This is a genomic window from Vogesella perlucida, from assembly GCF_979366545.1.
In genome coordinates this window covers 297,539-314,497 of the sequence record NZ_CEETRO010000005.1, presented here as the reverse complement: position 1 = coordinate 314,497, position 16,959 = coordinate 297,539, and the positions used below count along the sequence as shown (strand labels likewise).

Annotated in this window: 15 protein-coding genes; all 15 read right to left on the bottom strand. The window is 56.9% G+C overall.

Annotated elements, in window-relative coordinates; translation table 11 throughout:
• Positions 1–6,672, bottom strand: a 6,672-nt coding sequence (locus ACZ9XP_RS09940; protein ID WP_465188344.1) for a retention module-containing protein, incomplete at its 3' end; no start/stop codon positions are given.
• A gap of 85 nt (positions 6,673–6,757) precedes the next feature.
• The gene (locus ACZ9XP_RS09935) at positions 6,758–7,369 is read right to left on the bottom strand and encodes a response regulator transcription factor (protein WP_147686108.1); all 612 of its coding nucleotides are present in this window, start codon (positions 7,367–7,369) and stop codon (positions 6,758–6,760) included.
• Positions 7,359–8,756 (bottom strand): HlyD family type I secretion periplasmic adaptor subunit, encoded by a 1,398-nt coding sequence (locus ACZ9XP_RS09930; protein WP_147686110.1) that lies wholly within the window; start codon positions 8,754–8,756, stop codon positions 7,359–7,361. The genes ACZ9XP_RS09935 and ACZ9XP_RS09930 overlap by 11 nt, the downstream gene beginning before the upstream one ends.
• Positions 8,753–10,921 carry a type I secretion system permease/ATPase gene (locus ACZ9XP_RS09925; protein ID WP_147686112.1) on the bottom strand — a complete coding sequence of 723 codons (2,169 nt, stop codon included), beginning with the start codon at positions 10,919–10,921 and terminating at the stop codon, positions 8,753–8,755. Before ACZ9XP_RS09925 ends, ACZ9XP_RS09930 begins: the two co-directional genes overlap by 4 nt.
• Positions 10,922–11,128: 207 nt before the next feature.
• Entirely contained in the window at positions 11,129–11,482 is a 354-nt protein-coding gene (locus tag ACZ9XP_RS09920) for a DUF2069 domain-containing protein (RefSeq protein ID WP_147686486.1), read from the bottom strand.
• Positions 11,475–12,206: a twin-arginine translocase subunit TatC gene (gene tatC, locus ACZ9XP_RS09915; protein WP_147686114.1), complete on the bottom strand. Its 732-nt coding sequence runs from the start codon at positions 12,204–12,206 to the stop codon at positions 11,475–11,477. The genes ACZ9XP_RS09920 and tatC overlap by 8 nt, the downstream gene beginning before the upstream one ends.
• A 3-nt stretch (positions 12,207–12,209) precedes the next feature.
• On the bottom strand, positions 12,210–12,716 hold the full coding sequence (gene tatB / locus ACZ9XP_RS09910; protein WP_465188343.1) for a Sec-independent protein translocase protein TatB: 507 nt from the start codon (positions 12,714–12,716) through the stop codon (positions 12,210–12,212).
• A gap of 14 nt (positions 12,717–12,730) precedes the next feature.
• Positions 12,731–12,925, bottom strand: coding sequence for a Sec-independent protein translocase subunit TatA (gene tatA, locus ACZ9XP_RS09905; RefSeq protein ID WP_147686118.1), 195 nt, complete (start codon positions 12,923–12,925; stop codon positions 12,731–12,733).
• A gap of 41 nt (positions 12,926–12,966) precedes the next feature.
• Positions 12,967–13,287, bottom strand: a complete 321-nt coding sequence (locus ACZ9XP_RS09900; RefSeq protein ID WP_147686120.1) for an HIT domain-containing protein — start codon at positions 13,285–13,287, stop codon at positions 12,967–12,969.
• A 14-nt stretch (positions 13,288–13,301) separates the two neighbouring features.
• The gene (locus tag ACZ9XP_RS09895; protein WP_147686122.1) at positions 13,302–13,628 is read right to left on the bottom strand and encodes a phosphoribosyl-ATP diphosphatase; all 327 of its coding nucleotides are present in this window, start codon (positions 13,626–13,628) and stop codon (positions 13,302–13,304) included.
• Between the two features lie 98 nt (positions 13,629–13,726).
• Positions 13,727–14,122 carry a phosphoribosyl-AMP cyclohydrolase gene (gene hisI, locus ACZ9XP_RS09890; RefSeq protein ID WP_465188342.1) on the bottom strand — a complete coding sequence of 132 codons (396 nt, stop codon included), beginning with the start codon at positions 14,120–14,122 and terminating at the stop codon, positions 13,727–13,729.
• Between the two features lie 10 nt (positions 14,123–14,132).
• The gene (gene hisF / locus ACZ9XP_RS09885) at positions 14,133–14,900 is read right to left on the bottom strand and encodes an imidazole glycerol phosphate synthase subunit HisF (RefSeq protein ID WP_147686126.1); all 768 of its coding nucleotides are present in this window, start codon (positions 14,898–14,900) and stop codon (positions 14,133–14,135) included.
• 57 nt (positions 14,901–14,957) lie between these two features.
• A complete protein-coding gene (gene hisA, locus ACZ9XP_RS09880) occupies positions 14,958–15,701 on the bottom strand; it encodes a 1-(5-phosphoribosyl)-5-[(5-phosphoribosylamino)methylideneamino]imidazole-4-carboxamide isomerase (protein WP_147686128.1) in 744 nt (247 codons plus the stop codon).
• Positions 15,702–15,723: 22 nt separating this feature from the next.
• Entirely contained in the window at positions 15,724–16,365 is a 642-nt protein-coding gene (gene hisH, locus ACZ9XP_RS09875; RefSeq protein WP_147686130.1) for an imidazole glycerol phosphate synthase subunit HisH, read from the bottom strand.
• Positions 16,362–16,955 (bottom strand): imidazoleglycerol-phosphate dehydratase HisB, encoded by a 594-nt coding sequence (hisB, locus tag ACZ9XP_RS09870; protein ID WP_017510280.1) that lies wholly within the window; start codon positions 16,953–16,955, stop codon positions 16,362–16,364. Before hisB ends, hisH begins: the two co-directional genes overlap by 4 nt.
• Positions 16,956–16,959: the final 4 nt, after the last annotated feature.

Sequence of the window (16,959 nt, the reverse complement as noted above, 5' to 3'; positions counted from 1 at the left end):
AGGCACACCGCTGTCGATGGTGACCGGTACGCTGGCGTTGGTGGTGTTGCCGGCCGGGTCGGTGGCGACCACCGGAATGTTGGCCGCCCCTTCTGGCAGCGGCTGCGTCGGGGTGACGCTCCAGGTGCCGTCCGGTTTCACCGTGGTGGTGAGCACTTCGCCGGTCGGGGTGGTGACTTTGATGCTGTCGCCCGCATTGCCGGTACCGCTGATGGTCGGCGTGGTGTCGTTGGTGATGCCGTCGCCTGGCGTACCGCTGTCGCTGGCCGGGTCGAGTTTGGCGGTGAGGGCCGGTGCGGTCGTATCAATCTTGACACTATCACTACCAATACCACCTTCATTCCCGGCCTTATCAACAACCTGTGCGGTGACAACCAGGTCCTTGCCTTCACCCGGCGAGGCGATGCCTGGCAAGCTCACACTACCCGCAACGATATCTGCTTGGGTCAGGGTAAGGGGTGGCTGAGTAACGCCATTAATGCTGTAAACCAGCTTGTCGCCCTGCGCTGCAGTAGCGGGCAGCGTGACACTGGCTGCAATATTGCCAGTAAGTTCGCTGGCATTAATGTAGCCATCGTTGTTCTGGTCTGTGGTGATAGTAACGATAGGCAGGCCTGGGGCAGTAAGCTGCAGGAGCGCTGTATCTTGCACGGGGCCGGCCTTATTGCCCGCAGTATCAACGATGCTGACGGTAGTAACAAAGTCCGTGTTATTGGCTGTAGGGTTGAAGCTGACGTTTAGCACCCCATCCGCTATTTGCTGGGCGGTAAGGATGAAGACCTGATTGACGTTACCGCTACCGGTAACCGTAACGGTATCACCTATGGCGGCACCGGCAGGCAAGGTAACTTGTACGTCTAGATCGTTGTCTTTGAGTTCGCTGGCACTGATCAGGCCATCGTTATTTTCGTCTTCGACAATACGAACAGCCATACCACTGAACTGGGTGTAATCAGCTTTGACCGTGTCTTGCCCTTCTCCGCTACGGTTACCCGCTGCATCAACAATGCTAGCTTTCACCACCAGGGTGGCACCATCAGCCAGTGGCGGGAAGCTGGTGGTGACAAAGCCGTTGGCTTTATCTTGCGCGGTAATGGCAACAGTCTGAGTAAGCGTGCCGTTATTAATGGAGACAGTATCGCCAACGGCAACCAGATTGCCATTGAATGAGACTTTGACGTCTACATCCCCTTGGGCTTCTGCACGGTTAAGCAAGCCATCATTATTGCTGTCTTCAACAATCGCCACACCCACCGGATTGCCATTGTTCGGTACTTGCGTATCGATAGTGAGGGGTACCGATGCCGTTGTGGTGTTGCCGGCCGAGTCGGTAGCGACTACCGGCAGGTTGGCCGCACCTTCTGGCAACGGCTGGGTTGGAGTGACACTCCAGGTACCGTCCGGTTTCACCGTGGTGGTGAGGACTTCGCCTGTCGGGGTGGTGACTTTGATGCTATTACCTGGCTCACCAGTGCCACTGATGGTGGGGGTGTTGTCGTTGGTGATGCCATCGCCAACAGTACCACTGTCACTGGCCGGATCCAGACGAGCAGTCAGCACCGGTGCCACTGTATCCAGCTTGGCACTATCACTACCGGTACCACCCAGATTGCCAGCCTTGTCCTCCACCTGAGCGGTGACAGTAAGCGTGCCACCCTCTGCAGGCTGGCTAACGTTGTCCACCACCACACTACCCTTGGCAATATCCTGAGCAGTCAGTACCCGCGGTGTTTGCGCTACGCCATTCACACTGACCAGCAGCTTGTCCCCCGCCTGTGCCGTCGCAGGCAAGGTGACGCTGACATCTACGCTGCCCTGCTTCTCTGCCGCGTTGATGAAGCCGTCGTTGTTCTGGTCTTCAAGGATGTTCACCACCGGCACACCCGGTGCGGATAACTGCAGACGAGCCGTATCGGTTACCGGGCCGGAACGATTACCGGCCACGTCGGTAATGTTGGCGGTAACAACAAAGTCGGTGTTATTGGTAGTGGGGTTAAAGCTGACATCGATAAAACCTGCGGCCAACTGCGCTGCGGTCAGCGTGAATACTTGGGCCACGTTGCCACTGGCACTGATCGACAAGCTATCCCCTGGTACAGCGCCTTGCGGCAAGGTAACACGAACGTCGATATCGTTGTCTTTCAGCTCACCAGCACTGATCAGGCCATCGTTGTTCTCATCTTCGGTGATGCGAATCGCCAAGCCGGTAAACTGCGTCAGATCCATCTTGACGCTATCCGAACCTGCCGGCCCCAAGTTACCTGCCTTGTCTTCGATGCGGGCGCTGACATTGACCGTTGCACCATCACCGGGGTTGTTGATACCGGCAAGGCTCACAGCACCAGCGGCGATATCGGCAGCTGTCAGCACGCGTACTGGCTGATCTACACCATTCACGGTGACCAGCAATTTGTCACCCGCCTGAGCGGTGGCCGGCAAGGTGACGAGGGTATCCAGCGTGCCGTTCAGCTCTGCGGTGCTGATCAAACCGTCGTTATTACTGTCTTCGGTGATGCGTACCTGTGGCGCACCTGGCTCGCCAGTCATCAATGTGGCTTTATCGGACGCGGTATTGGACTGGTTACCCGCTGCATCGCTCAACTGCGCGGTAACTAGCAGCTCGCTGCCATTGGCGGGCGCCGGTAGGTCCAGCAACACCTGGCGTGCATCCACCTGCGGTTGCGTCAGCACGATGGTCTGGGTAGCGTTGCCGCTAGAGGTGATCGTGAGCAAATCCCCTGCGACAGCGCCTGCTGGCAGGCTGATGCTCACCCCTACATTACCCTGCAGCTCGCTACTGTTGATGATGCCATCGTTATTAGCATCCTCGGTAATCGCGACCTGCAAGCCGGACAAATCACTTAGATCAACCTTGGCACTATCGCTGCCACTGGCACTGCGGTTGCCCGCAGCATCCATAAAGTAGGCATCCACGGTCAGCGTGTTGCCACTGGCAGGCAATGGGAAACTGGTATTCACTGCACCGGCAGCAATATCGCCCGCCGTCAGCGTAATGGTTTTACTACTGGTGCCGTTACTTACTACCAGTTGGTCACCCACTGCTACCTGGCTACGGTTGAAGGCGATGCTAACATCTGCCTCACCCTGTGCTTCTGTCCGATTAATGAAGCCATCATTATTGCTGTCTTCTGTCAGCGTGACGACTGGCGCTGCACCCGCATTAGGTACTGCAGTATCAATGGTGAGTGGGACGGCGGTATTAGTGCTGTTACCTGCCGGGTCGGTGGCTTTCACGGTAACGGTGTTGTTGCCTTCCGGCAGCGGCTGGGTAGGGGTGACGCTCCAGCTACCGTCCGGTTTGACGGTAGTTGTCAGGGTTTCACCCGTCGGCGTAGCGACCGTAATGGTATTACCAGGCTCGCCCGTGCCCATGATAGTGGGCGTATTGTCATTGGTAATACCATCGCCTTTGGCGCCACTGTCGCTGGCAGGGTCCAGCTGCGCAGTCAATGCTGGCTTGCTGGTATCGATTACCAGCGGCACATTAGCAGTACTGGTATTACCGGCAGGATCAGTAGCCTTGACAGTAACGGTATTGCTACCGTCAGGCAGCGGCTGGCTAGGGGTAACTGTCCAGGTACCATCCGGCTGCACAGTGGTTGTCAGTGCTTCGCCTGTCGGCGTGGTTACCGTTACCTTATTACCCGCTTCACCCGTACCACTAATCGTCGGCGTATTGTCATTGGTCAGACTGTCGCCTTTAGTACCGGTATCACTGGCTGGATCCAACTGCGCCGTAAGTGCGGGCGCCTCGGTATCAATCTTGACCTTAGCACTTGTCTTGTCAGACTGGTTGCCTGCGGCATCGCTCAGCTGTGCCGTTACCACCAGATCAGTACCGCTCGCCGTAGGCGGCACCTCCAGGGTCACACGACCGGCATCAATCTGTGCTTGGGTCAAGGTGATAGTTTTGGTATCACTACCGGTTGACTGAATTGTCAGCAGATCCCCTGCTACAGCACCGGCAGGCAGCGATACCACCACGCCTACCAAGCCTTGTAGCTCGACTTTGTTGAGCAAACCATCGTTATTGGTGTCTTCAACAATGCTGACCACCGGTACATTCAGATTGCTCAAATCTACCTTGGCGCTATCAGACCCCGTGGCACTACGATTACCGGCAGCATCCACAATCTGTGCATTAACGGTAAGTGTGTCGCCCGATGCGGGCAACGCAAAAGACGATGTCACATAGCCATTCTGCTTGTCCGTGGCCGAAATAGTGACATTCTTGCTGATGCCCCCTGCACTGATCTGCACCACATCACCAACCGAAACCAGGTCGCGATTGAAGGCGACTTTTACATCAGCATCGCCCTGCGCCTCGGTGCGGTTGATAAAGCCATCATTATTGCCATCTTCAGTAAGCGTGACTTCTGGTGCCTGACCACCATTCGGTACAGCCGAATCAACTACCAAAGGAACTGTACCGGTGGTGCTGTTACCTGCCGGGTCGGTGGCTTTTACAGTAACGGTGTTGTTGCCTTCCGGCAGTGGCTGGGTCGGGGTGGCGCTCCAGCTGCCATCGGGCTTGACGGTGGTGCTGACGGTTTCGCCGGTAGGCGTGGTGATGGTAACAGTGCTGCCTGGCTCGCCAGTGCCGCTGATGGTAGGGGTATTGTCGTTGGTGATGCCGTCACCTTTGGTGCCGCTGTCGCTGCTTGGGTCCAGCTGGCTAGTCAGGGCCGGGCCTTTGGTGTCGACTGTAACGGGTACGGTACCGGTAGTGCTGTTACCTGCCGGGTCGGTGGCTTTTACGGTAACGGTGTTGTTGCCTTCCGGCAACGGCTGGGTCGGGGTGGCGCTCCAGCTGCCATCCGGCTTGACGGTGGTGCTGACGGTTTCGCCAGTAGGCGTGGTGATGGTAACAGTGCTGCCTGGCTCGCCAGTGCCGCTGATGGTAGGGGTATTGTCGTTGGTGATGCCGTCACCCTTGGTGCCGCTGTCGCTAGCAGGGTCCAGCTGGCTGGTCAGCGCCGGGCCTTTGGTGTCGACTGTAACGGGTACGGTACCGGTAGTGCTGTTACCTGCCGGGTCGGTGGCTTTCACAGTAACGGTGTTGTTGCCTTCCGGCAGTGGCTGGGTGGGTGTGGCGCTCCAGCTGCCATCAGGTTTGACGGTGGTGCTGACGGTTTCGCCGGTAGGTGTGGTGATGGTAACGGTGCTGCCTGGCTCGCCAGTGCCGCTGATGGTAGGGGTATTGTCGTTGATGATGCCGTCACCCTTGGTGCCGCTGTCGCTAGCAGGGTCCAGCTGGCTGGTCAGCGCCGGGCCTTTGGTGTCGACTGTAACGGGTACGGTACCGGTAGTGCTGTTACCTGCCGGGTCGGTGGCTTTCACAGTAACGGTGTTGTTGCCTTCCGGCAGTGGCTGGGTGGGTGTGGCGCTCCAGTTGCCATCAGGCTTGACGGTGGTGCTGATGGTTTCGCCGGTAGGTGTGGTGATGGTAACGGTGCTGCCTGGCTCGCCAGTGCCGCTGATGGTAGGGGTATTGTCGTTAGTGATGCCGTCACCCTTGGTGCCGCTGTCGCTAGCAGGGTCCAGCTGGCTGGTCAGCGCCGGGCCTTTGGTGTCGACTGTAACGGGTACGGTACCGGTAGTGCTGTTACCTGCCGGGTCGGTGGCTTTCACAGTAACGGTGTTGTTGCCTTCCGGCAGTGGCTGGGTGGGTGTGGCGCTCCAGCTGCCATCAGGTTTGACGGTGGTGCTGACGGTTTCGCCGGTAGGTGTGGTGATGGTAACGGTGCTGCCTGGCTCGCCAGTGCCGCTGATGGTAGGGGTATTGTCGTTGGTGATGCCGTCACCCTTGGTGCCGCTGTCGCTAGCAGGGTCCAGCTGGCTGGTCAGCGCCGGGCCTTTGGTGTCGACTGTAACGGGTACGGTACCGGTAGTGCTGTTACCTGCCGGGTCGGTGGCTTTCACAGTAACGGTGTTGTTGCCTTCCGGCAGTGGCTGGGTGGGTGTGGCGCTCCAGCTGCCATCAGGCTTGACGGTGGTGCTGATGGTTTCGCCGGTAGGTGTGGTGATGGTAACGGTGCTGCCTGGCTCGCCAGTGCCGCTGATGGTCGGGGTATTGTCGTTGGTGATGCCGTCACCCTTGGTGCCACTGTCGCTACTTGGGTCCAAGAAGACCGTCAGCGCTGGCGCAGTGATATCAACCAGATCATCCGTCGTGGTAAAGGGAGCTGAAATGATTCCGACATCATTCTCAGCCGTGAGTACAAGCGCCTGCACGCCTTCTGCAATACGCGTAATACGTACAAACGAACTCCCACCGCTCTCTGCAGGCCCCCCCGTCAAACCTGCAGCCGTTTCTTCTAGCCCCTGCAATGGATCCTGACCGCTTTCAAGCGCTGCCAGTACATTACGTGCGTCAGCACTGAGCGGAGCAATTGCCGTATCGGTGGCATCTATCGATGCTTGGGAAAATACATCATCGGTAATAGTTAAAGTGCGCTCATCAGCAACCCGGACAATATTACCATTCATACCACGCAGTTCGATAAATGCATCTGCGGGTACAACAAGACGCTCACCCGTTAACACCTTATCGCCTAGCTGTAATACTCGGGTCGTGCCATCTGCCGCGATAGCCAGAACTTTGCCAGAAAGTGCTACGACAGTGCCTTGAACGGTTGCAGTGTTCGCCATGATGAAAGCCCCAAACATTGTTGTAATACTCAGCAATGTATTGGGGCTTTGTCGGCTTACCTATTGTACCGATGGGCAAATTGATTTATGCAGCCAATTTCAATAATAACTGTATCCTGTCTGATACATCGAACTTTGCAAATATAGCCGTAAGGTGTGCTTTTACTGTGCGTTCGGAAATATCCATTTCCTTGGCAATCAATTTATTGCTCTTACCCATTTTCAAGTATTGCACAACCTCCCGCTCCCTTTCGGTAAGTTGTGCTATTAAATCGTGCTGCGGTTTGGCTATCTGGCCAAAGCGTGCACAGAGTTGCTGCATCAGGCTGACACCGACCCATAGGCCACCAGACTCAACGACAGCGGTAGTTTGCCGTAGCGTCTCTGGTGTCGAAAATGCATGCAGATAGCCTGCAGCACCCAGTCCCAGCCAATCCACTGCCGCTGCATCATTGGGCGTACTGCTTAGCACGATGACCCGCGCGGAACCAAAGTCCCCTTTACATAGCCGCTTGATTAAATCAGGATCCTGATTATCAGCATCTACCCAGACGAGATCTCCCTGGCGAAAACGGTTTGCCGTTGGCAAATCCCATAGCGATGGCAAAACCTCTATAAAAGAACCGAGTGCTGCAGCCAAATGATCCTGCAAAGAAATGCTAGATGATATCAATAAGGTATACATATTATCGCTCACTCAATGCCTGCGCTTTTGCCCGCAAAACCGGTTTGAGCAAATAGTTCAGCACGCTTTTATTGCCAGTAATGATATCTACCTCAGCCGTCATACCCGGAATGATGGGCAGCTTGCCTTGATTACCCAAATGCGATGAATCTGTCTTCACGCGCACCACATAATAGGTATTACCCTTTTCATCTGTTATCGAGTCGGCACCAATTTGCTGCAAAGAGCCTTTTAAGCCGCCATAGATAGTAGAGTCGTAGGCAGTGAAACGTACAAAGACACGCTGACCAGGGTGCAAGAAGGCAATATCACGTGGCGAGATCTTGGCTTCGATAAGTAATGACTCATCCAGTGGCACAATCTCCAGGATATCCCGCCCAGGCTGTACCACACCACCTACCGTATTCACCAGCAGGCGCTTGACCTCGCCACGGACAGGTGAACGCACTTCGGTCAGTTTTACCTTGTCTTGCAATGCGGCATTGCCAGCACCCAGTGTGCTGAGCTTAGCCAACGTTTCCGAGAGCTCAGTACTCGCCTGGTTACGGAAGGCAAGCTCAACTTCCTGAATCTTCCGGGATGCTTCACTAATCGCCGACTGGATCTTCGGCACTTGGGCATTGGACATATCGCGCTCACCGCGATAGCGCGACACATCACGTTCCAAACGCAGAATATCCACCTCAGACACCGCGCCAGACTTGAGCAAGGGCCGAGTCACATTCAACTCGCGCTGAGTCAGCTCCAGACCCTGGTTGGCCTGGTCTCGCCGCGCACGGGCTTCATTCAGCTCTTGGCTGCGCTGCGCCAATTGCTGACGGGCAATGGACAAGTTAGCCTCCAGTTCCATCCTTTTAGACTGGTAAAGGTCCATTTCCTGACGGGCAATTTCGGGCGCCCTCGTTGTAACCTCGGGAGGCAAGCTAAACGGTTTACCCTCGGACAAGGCGCGTAAACGTGCTGACTTGGCCTGCAAGGAAAGCAGTTGTGACTGGTTTTCGTTAAGCGAAGACACAAAGCGTGTGTTGTCCACCTGCAGCAAGAGTTGGCCGCGGTCGACAATATCGCCCTCTTTCACCAGGATCTTCGATACCACACCGCCATCCAGACTTTGTAAATGCTGTACCTGGCTAGTGGGCACTACCTTGCCCTCACCGCGTGCCACCTCATCCAGTGTAGCCAGGGCAGACCAGATCAAGGCACACACGATAAACAGACCGATCGTCCAGATGAACATACGTGGTCGGCGCGGGTCTTGCGCCAGAATGGCCCACTCGGCATCCGATGCAAAATCCTGACGGTCTTGTAAATCTTCCGCTGACGACCAACCCAGAATTTTCTGTATCAGCGGGTTGCTGGTATTACGCAGCTTATCCAGCATTGCTGTTAGCCATTTCATGCTTGCGCCCTCCCCACTCTACCCTGCTGCAGGGCTTGCACGACTTCTTGTTTGGGGCCGTCTGCCAAAATGCGGCCTTGATCGATCACGATAATGCGGTCTACCAGATCCAGCAGGGCGGTATGGTGTGTCACCAGAATCAGCGTTTTACCCGCCACGATTTTCTCGAAAGTGCGCTTCATGGCTGTTTCGGTACTGTGATCCATATTGCTGGTAGGTTCGTCCAGCAACAATATTGGCGGCGCATTCAGCAAGGCGCGGGCAATAGTAATGGCTTTACGCTGACCGCCGGACAGCGATTCGCCACGTTCGCCAATCACCATATCAAAGCCATCGGGATGCGAGTTGATAAACTCGGTGAGCCCGGCCAGCTCCGCGGCCGCAGCGATAGTTGCGTCATGCACATGGGGCTGGCCCATGCTGATGTTCTGGCGTAGCGTGCCGTAAAACAGCACCGGGTCTTGCGAAACGTACCCCACATGGCGGCGCAGCTCGGCCGGATCGACCTGCTGTACGTTCACGCCATCAATGCGCACTGCGCCCTGCTGGGTCTGATACAGCCCCATCACCAGCTTCTGTATGGTGGATTTACCCGAACCGACACGCCCCAGAATAGCCACGCGCTCGCCCGCCTTGATACGGAACGACACGTCATGCAGTGCGCCCAGCGGACTATTCGGGTAAGTAAAGTCCACATGGTTAAACTCGATTTCGCCTTTGAAGTGGGTACGATGAAAGAAGGTACTTTCATGCTCGCGCTCCACGGGTTGCTTCATCAAGCCTTCCAGCGACGTCAGCGATGACTTGGCATTGTTGTACTGCGTCATCAGGCCGGCTACCGCGCCCAAAGGTGCAATGGCGCGCCCAGCCAGCATGGTGCAGGCGATCAGGCCACCCACCGAGGTTTGGCCTTCCTTGATCAGATACACCCCCACCACGAGAATAGCCACGGACATCAGCTGCTGAATGAATGCTGCCAGGTTCATTGTAACGGCCGACAAGAACTTGAGTCGGGTCCCGATCTGGGCAAGAAAGAGCGTGGCCTTTTCCCAGCGCCCTTGCAGCTCGCCCTCGGCCCCCAGCGTCTTGACCGTCTCCAGGCCCACCAGGCTTTCCACCAGATGCGCGTTACGCTGTGCCGAGGCACGGAAGGTGCTCTCGGACAACTCGTGCATCTTGGCCTGCACGATAAAGGCCAACAGCAGCATCAGGATGATGGCGATAACGGGCGGCAGCACCATCCAGGGGGAAATCCACAGCATCACAAACAGGAACAGCAAAGCAAATGGCACATCGACCAGCGTAGTAATGGTGGCCGAGGCAATAAAATCACGCAGTGATTCGAATGCACGCAGGTTGGCCGCAAAAGCGCCTACAGAGGCTGGCCGGGCCTCCATGCGGATGCCCAGTACACGCTCCATGATGAGGGCCGATAGCATGACATCCACCCGCTTGCTGGCCAGATCAATCAGATAACCCCGTGTGAGCTTCAGCACAAAATCGAAGACCAGCATGAGCACTACCCCCGCAGCCAGCACCCACAGCGTATCGAACGCCATATTGGGTACCACACGGTCGTACACATTCATGGAAAACAGCGGGAAAGCGAGGGCAAAGAAATTGACGAAAAAAGCAGCGATCAGCGCATCGCGATAGAGGGGGCGGCCTTGTAAAACGGCATGCCAGAACCAGTGTTCGCTGCGGGCTTTTTGCAGCTCGGGCACTCGCTTTTCGAAACGGAAGCGCGGCTTCACCACAATGGTCAGCCCGGTGTAAATCGCTTGCAGCTCTTCCAGCGTCAGTACCTGTATCGACTCTGGCAGCTCGCCAGGGCTAATATGAAATTTCCCGTCACTGCTGACTTCCCTCAGCAAGCAGGCCTGATCATTTTTCAGTATCAGCACGGCAGGCAACAGCACGGCAGGCAGCTGGTTCAACGGGCGGCGCAGCACCCGGGAAGCCAGGCCGGCACGGCGCGCGGCGCGCGAAAACATGGAAGGACTGAGACGCTGGTCTTCCATGGGAATACCCGCAATCAGCGAGTCTCGCGTGGTCGTCACACCATGTAGGCGAGTAAGCTCGAACAGACAATCCAGCAGGGGGTCGAGGTGCGTGGCACGCAGGGTAATTCCTGCGGTAGTAGGGCTAGTTTCAGGCTTATCCATACGCTCTTTTCAAGGTGTGGCCTTGCTTTTCGTTATTCGGCAGCTCGCTGTGCGGCACTTTTTTATATCGGATACATTATCAGCAAGGCTTGGCAAACCTGCAAGTATCATTTGATTGATCTTTAACAACTTATTGCCAATTGTAAGGAACGCTAACTAAAAAAAAGCCAGCATCGCGCTGGCTTAGGATAACGAAGATTGTCTTGTTTAGGATGACAGTTGCAGCCGTTTGGCTCTTACATACAACACTACACTGCTGAAATAGAGCACAGTGAGCCACACCTCCAGCATGGCTAGCTGCTGCGAAAAACCACTATCCCCCCAGGCCCGCATCACCCCTTCGGCAAAAAAGGCCAGGATAAACATACTGGACCACTGGTAGGTATAGACACGCTCTTTCAGCACGCCCATCAGGGGCAGCAGCAGAACGACAGCCTTCAGTACCAGCCAGGAACCACCGGGGCGCAGCGGCGCCAGCCACAACTCCCATGCCAGATTCAACATGATCAGGGCCAGCAGGCTGAGTACAGCGCCCCAATGAAACGGTTTGGGGTTAGCCATGCGCGACATCCGGTTTTTCCTTGTTTACCAGCATCGACATTACGATGCCTACTTCATACAACAACCATAGCGGTACCGCCATCATTACCTGGGACAATACGTCGGGCGGGGTCACGACGGCCGCCACCACAAAAGCCCCCACAATGACATACGAGCGACCTTCACGCAGCTGTTTAAGGGTGACGATGCCCATGCGGTTAAGTACCACCACAATCACGGGTACTTCAAAGGTAATGCCGAACGCGACAAACATGCCCAGTGCAAAAGACAGGTACTTGTCGATATCCGTCATCATGGCCACGCCTTCCGGGGTATGCGCACTCATGAAGCCGAATACCACCGGGAAAACGGCAAAGTAGGCAAAGGCCATGCCCACCATGAATAACAACACACTGCTGACGATCAGCGGAACGATCAGCTTTTTTTCGTGGTTGTACAGGCCGGGCGCGATGAACGCCCAGATCTGGTAGAGGGTATGCGGCAAGGTGGCCACAAACGCCACCAGCATGGTGACCTTCAGCGGCACAAAGAACGGAGCCGTGACTTCGGTGGCAATCATGCTGCTGTTTTGCGGCAGTACATCCAGCAGTGGCTTGGCAAACAGGTGGTATACATCACCCGCCCAAGGCACCATGGCGAGCAAGGCCACCAACAGTACGACAGCAATACGCACCAGCCGGTTGCGCAGCTCGACCAGGTGCGCCAGTAAAGGTTGTTGATCCATGTATTAAGAACGGGACTCGGCTACAGATTGGTCGGAAGCACTCGCAGCGGCAGGCTGGGCAAACAAGTCCAGCTGCCCTTCATCCGCGACTGGCTGCGGTTCGGGTGTCACCCCGGCAGCGGCCAGCATATCTTCCGGTGCAATGCTTTCAGATGGCTGGCTGGCCTCATCGGCAAGCCGGGCAAGCTCGCTGGCAGATGCTTGCGCAGCCTCGTGCACAGGTTCTACCGCATAGGCAATCTCCTGCGCGACCTGACGCGTCTCGTCTACTTCACGCTGCACCTGATCGCGAAAGGCGTTGGCCGCATCCTGCACGTCCTGCTTCAGTTCCTGCAGGCCTGCCATCTGGCTTTGCTGATGGATATCGGACTTCACACTGGCCACAAAACGCTGGGCGCGGCCAACCAGTGCGCCAATGGTACGCGCAACTGTCGGCAAGCGCTCCGGCCCCAGGACGATCAGCGCCACCGCACCAATGACCAGCAGTTCGCCAAAACTGATTTCAAACACAGTATGGCCTGCGCTTATTTCTTGTCTTGGTCAGCATCGATCACGCGGCCACCCGCGCCATCTTTCTCCGCCTCGCCCTTCATGCCTTCCTTGAAACCTTTCACCGCACCGCCCAGATCCTCGCCAACATTACGCAGCTTTTTGGTGCCAAACACCAGAACCACGACCAGCAGAACGATCAGCCAATGCCAGATGCTAAAGGAACCCATGGACACTTACCTCTAAACAGGTTGGGTATGCCTACCCGGATTTATCGATTGCCGTACACGTGTACGTGCAGGTGGAAAACTTCCTGGCCGCCACCAACACCGGTGTTGATGGCAGTCTTGAAACCTTGCGCCAAGCCATGCTCGGCAGCCAGCACAGGGGCCAGCAGCAGTAGCTTGCCCAGTATCTGCTGGTGGCGGATATCGCACTGAGCCAGTGATTCTACATGCAGTTTCGGAATCAGCAGCAAATGAACGTCCGCCTTGGGGTTGATGTCATGAAACACCACCACGTCGTCGTCTTCATACGCTTTCTTGGCCGGAATCTCGCCTTTGGCGATTTTGCAGAAAATACAGTCAGTCATGTTGATGCTCCTGCTCAGGCCTGCGGGCGCGATGCTTTTTCGTCAATACCGGAAATACCTTCACGGCGCTTCAGCTCCATCACCACGTCTTCGGCACGCAGGCCGTGGTGTGCCAGCAGCACCATGGAGTGGAACCACAAATCGGCGACCTCGCGCACCAAATGCAGGCGGTCTTTGTCTTTGGACGCCATCAATACTTCGGCAGCCTCTTCGGCCACTTTCTTCAAAATGGCATCCTCACCCTTGTGCAGCAGCGAAGCTACATAGGACGAAGACGGGCTGGCTTCTTTGCGGGCTTCCAGCGTGTCACCAATATTCTTGAAAATCTCAGTCGCGTTCATCTTGCGTCTCCCGGCTACCGGCGCGGTGCCAGTATATGTCGATAATGTGACATCCTTGTAACAGGTCGTATTGGGGTAAACCCTGCAGCAGATCAGATTCAGTGCTGATGGTAGATCGCGTGCGGGTCTTTCAGCACCTCATCCGTAATCACCCACTGCCCGTCCTGCCACACACGGTAGAAACAGCTCTCGCGCCCGGTATGGCAGGCAATACCGCCGGCTTGTTCGATCTGCATGGTAATCACGTCGCCATCGCAGTCCAGGCGCAGCTCTTTGACAGCCTGGGTGTGGCCGGACTCTTCGCCTTTTTTCCACAGCTTCTGGCGCGAGCGTGTCCAGTAGTGGGCAATGCCCGTCTCTGCAGTCAGCTGCAGCGACTCGCGGTTCATATAGGCCACCATCAGCACACGGCCACTGTGGGCATCCTGGGCGATAGCCACCACCAGACCTTTATCGTCCCATTTCACTTCATTCAGCCAATTCGGGGGTGTCATGCGGCCAACCTCACAGACGGACTTCAATACCGGCGGCACGCATGGCTTCTTTCGCCTGGCGCACCGTGTACTCGCCAAAGTGGAAAATACTGGCCGCCAGTACCGCGTCGGCCTTGCCCAGCGTGACCCCTTCCACCAGATGCTGCAGGTTCCCTACCCCGCCCGATGCAATCACCGGAATCGGCACCGCGTCTGACACTGCGCGTGTCAGCGGCAGGTTAAAGCCGATCTTGGTGCCATCACGGTCCATGCTGGTGAGCAAAATCTCGCCAGCGCCGTATTCGGCCATGCGTGCAGCCCATTCGACCGCGTCCAGGCCGGTAGGTTTACGGCCACCGTGGGTAAAAATTTCCCAGCGGTCGTTTTCTGGCGTCACCGCCTTGGCGTCCACCGCCACCACAATGCACTGGCTGCCAAACTTGTCGGCAGCTTCTTTGACCAGATCCGGGTTAGTGACCGCAGCGGTATTGATGCTGACCTTGTCCGCCCCGGCGTTCAGCAAGCGGCGGATATCGGCCACCTGGCGCACGCCGCCGCCCACGGTCAGCGGAATGAATACTTGCTCGGCAACCGATTCGATCACGTGCAGGATCAGGTCGCGGTCGTCGGAGCTGGCGGTAATGTCGAGGAAAGTAAGCTCGTCGGCGCCTTGTTCGTTGTAACGTTTGGCGATTTCTACCGGGTCACCGGCGTCGCGCAGGCCGACAAAATTGACACCCTTCACCACGCGACCGGCAGTCACGTCGAGACAGGGGATGATACGTTTGGCTAGAGACATGATGAAAAACAGCAGAAGGTTGGCCGCATGCCGGGTGGCAGGCGGCCAACGCAGGGGTTAGGCTTCGGACAGTTCGTCGGCCAGGTCCTGTGCGGCGGCAAAATCGATGCTGCCTTCGTAGATGGCACGGCCGGTAATGGCACCTTCAATGCCCTCGGCTTCCACCTCGCACAGCTTGCGTACGTCTTCCAGGTCTGTGAGACCGCCGGAGGCGATAACCGGCACGGTCAGCGCCTGCGCCAGCTTGACGGTGGCTTCGATGTTCACGCCATTCATCATGCCGTCGCGGCCGATGTCGGTGTAGATCACCGAGTTCACACCGTAGTCTTCGAAGCGTTTGGCCAGGTCGATCACGTTATGGCCGGTGACTTTGGCCCAGCCATCGATGGCAACCATACCGTCTTTGGCGTCCAGGCCCACAATCACCTGCCCCGGGAAGGCATCGCAAGCATCGTGCAGGAAGCCGGGGTTTTTCACCGCGGCGGTGCCGATAATCACGTACTTCAGCCCCAGGTCGAAGTACTTTTCGATGGTGTCCAGATCGCGGATGCCACCACCCAGTTGTACCGGCATGTCGTCACCGACGGCAGCCAGAATGTCGCGGATGACCGACAGGTTTTTCGGTTTGCCAGCAAAGGCACCGTTCAGATCAACCAGATGCAGGCGACGGGCGCCCTGATCACGCCAATGCAGCGCAACCTTTACTGGGTCATCGGAAAATACGGTGGCGTCACTCATTACGCCTTGTTTCAGGCGTACGCATTGACCGTCCTTGAGGTCGATAGCGGGTATCAGCAGCATGGTGCGGAAGATCTACGGTAAGTTAAACAGTGCCATCCCACGCCAGGAAATTCTTCATCATCTGAAGACCGGCACGGTGGCTCTTTTCGGTGTGAAACTGCGTGGCGAATATATTGCCATCACCGACAATACAGGAAAACCGTTCGGGATACTCGCTTTCAGCCAGCGTGATGGCGCTGCTGGCCGGTGCAAAGTGGTAACTGTGCACAAAATAGAAACGCTCGCCATCCTCGATACCGGCAAACAGCGGGTGGGCACGCTGCTGGAACACGCGGTTCCAGCCCATATGCGGCACCTTCAGGCGCTCGCCCTGTGCATCCAGCAAGTTGGCCGCAAAACGTTTTACCTGCCCCGGGAAAATGCCCAGCCCTGGCGTATCGCCTTCTTCGCTGTGGTCAAACAGCAGCTGGGCGCCCACGCAGATACCGAAAAACGGCTTGGTCCGCGTGGTTTCGCGCACAGCGTCAGCCAGGCCATAGCCGTTCAGCTCGCGCATGCAGTCCGGCATGGCGCCCTGGCCGGGGAAGATCACCTTGTCGGCGGCCACCACCTGCTCCGGGTCGGAGGTCAGGAAAATGTCGGCACCAATATCATTTACATACTGTACAGACTTGAGCACCGAGTGCAGGTTGCCCATGCCGTAATCGATGACGGCTACTTTCATGCGGTCAGCGTCCCTTTGGTGGACGGCGTTTGGCCGGCCATGCGTTCGTCTACCTCTACCGCCATGCGCAGCGCGCGGCCAAAGGCCTTGAACACGGTTTCGGCCTGGTGGTGGCTGTTGACACCGCGCAGGTTGTCGATGTGCAGCGTCACCATGCTGTGGTTCACAAAGCCGTGGAAAAACTCGCTGAACAGGTCCACGTCGAAGCTGCCGATACAGGCGCGGGTAAACGGGATGTGATATTCCAGGCCGGGGCGGCCGGACAGGTCGATCACCACGCGCGACAGCGCCTCGTCCAGCGGCACGTAGGCGTGGCCGTAGCGGCGGATGCCCTTTTTATCGCCGATGGCCTTGGCAAATGCCTGGCCCAGCGTGATGCCGATATCTTCCACGGTGTGGTGGGCATCGATATGCAGGTCGCCGCGTGCGTGCACGTCCAGGTCGATCAGGCCATGGCGGGCGATCTGGTCCATCATGTGGTCGAGAAACGGCACGCCGGTATCAAAGCGGCCAACGCCGGTACCATCCAGGTTCAGGCTGATGGTGATCTGGGTTTCCAGGGTATTGCGGGTAACGGTAGCGGTGCGCATGGGG

Coding starts and splice junctions, on each gene's coding strand:
- ACZ9XP_RS09930 (WP_147686110.1), bottom strand. CDS start 8,756: ATGAAATGGCTAACAGCAATGCTGGATAAGCTGCGTAATACCAGCAAC.
- ACZ9XP_RS09925 (WP_147686112.1), bottom strand. CDS start 10,921: ATGGATAAGCCTGAAACTAGCCCTACTACCGCAGGAATTACCCTGCGT.
- ACZ9XP_RS09920 (WP_147686486.1), bottom strand. CDS start 11,482: ATGGCTAACCCCAAACCGTTTCATTGGGGCGCTGTACTCAGCCTGCTG.
- tatC (WP_147686114.1), bottom strand. CDS start 12,206: ATGGATCAACAACCTTTACTGGCGCACCTGGTCGAGCTGCGCAACCGG.
- tatA (WP_147686118.1), bottom strand. CDS start 12,925: ATGGGTTCCTTTAGCATCTGGCATTGGCTGATCGTTCTGCTGGTCGTG.
- ACZ9XP_RS09900 (WP_147686120.1), bottom strand. CDS start 13,287: ATGACTGACTGTATTTTCTGCAAAATCGCCAAAGGCGAGATTCCGGCC.
- ACZ9XP_RS09895 (WP_147686122.1), bottom strand. CDS start 13,628: ATGAACGCGACTGAGATTTTCAAGAATATTGGTGACACGCTGGAAGCC.
- hisI (WP_465188342.1), bottom strand. CDS start 14,122: ATGACACCCCCGAATTGGCTGAATGAAGTGAAATGGGACGATAAAGGT.
- hisF (WP_147686126.1), bottom strand. CDS start 14,900: ATGTCTCTAGCCAAACGTATCATCCCCTGTCTCGACGTGACTGCCGGT.
- hisA (WP_147686128.1), bottom strand. CDS start 15,701: ATGCTGCTGATACCCGCTATCGACCTCAAGGACGGTCAATGCGTACGC.
- hisH (WP_147686130.1), bottom strand. CDS start 16,365: ATGAAAGTAGCCGTCATCGATTACGGCATGGGCAACCTGCACTCGGTG.
- hisB (WP_017510280.1), bottom strand. CDS start 16,955: ATGCGCACCGCTACCGTTACCCGCAATACCCTGGAAACCCAGATCACC.